General features: G+C 39.2%; 1 protein-coding gene. It reads right to left on the bottom strand.

The genetic code is table 11. From position 1 onward, the window contains the following. On the bottom strand, window positions 1–924 hold a 924-nt coding region (miaA, locus tag AC1DSL_RS18580), incomplete at its 3' end, for a tRNA (adenosine(37)-N6)-dimethylallyltransferase MiaA (RefSeq protein WP_477533383.1). Between the last annotated feature and the right edge of the window lie 114 nt (window positions 925–1,038).

The raw sequence follows: 1,038 nt of genomic DNA, 5'->3' as shown, positions 1-1,038 counted from the left end.
ATGGGATTCCTGCATAATGCGATTAATTATCGGAAGAATTTCCGATAAAGTAATCTCTGGTTCAATCCAAACGACAGGAAGCTTATTGCGGAAATAAGTTAATTGTCTCTTTGCATATCGGCGTGAATTTTGCTTAATTTGTTCGATGGCTTCTGCCAATGAAATTTCTTCTCTGAAATAAGAGAATATTTCTTTATAACCAATAGCCTGTACTGACTGAGTATCCCTGATATCATTATCCCATAGAAGCTTCGCTTCCTGGACCAAACCTCGTTCGATCATGCGGTCGACACGCAAATTAATGCGCTCATAGAGAATTTCCCTTTCAACATCAAGTCCGAGAATCACATGTCGATACATAGGTTCATGTCCCTGTTTTTGTGGTTCGGCAGATTTAGTTGTATCCGAATGCTCCGCGATTTCTAACGCCCTTACCACTCTGCGTGTATTATTAGGATGAATCTCCGCGGCACTTCGAGGGTCCACCTGTTTAAGTTTCTCATGCATCGCAAGTGGGCCCAGTTCTGCAAGTTGTTCATAATATTTGTTGCGGATGGTCTCATCGACCCGCTCCTCAGTAAATTGAAAATTATATAAAACAGATTGTACATAAAGCCCGGTACCGCCAACTAGAATAGGCAATTTTCCTTTTGCTCTAATTTCTGCGATTTTTGCTCGTACTATTTTTTGGTATTCTGCTACCGAGAAAGATTCATCTGGCTGTTTAGTATCTAGTAAATGGTGAGGAATCCCTTCCATTTCGTCTAATGTGATTTTGGCTGTACCGATATCAAGTCCTTTATAAACTTGCATGGAATCACCATTAATTACTTCACCGTCCAGCAATTTAGCAAGCTTAATTGATAGGGCTGTTTTACCGGATGCGGTAGGTCCAACTATGGCTAACACTTCTAATTCATTCATTTTTTCTCCATCCAATTAATAATCAGTTCAAATGTTTCTTCTTTATTAATCTCGTTTAGTAATTCGTGTCTTTTTCCTTCAATTAAAACAACCGTAATATCAGTAAGTCCTGCT

Source organism: Paenisporosarcina sp. P4_D4 (assembly GCF_056401835.1).
Note: the sequence above shows the minus strand (reverse complement) of the source record. Positions and strands in the feature narration are given on the sequence as shown.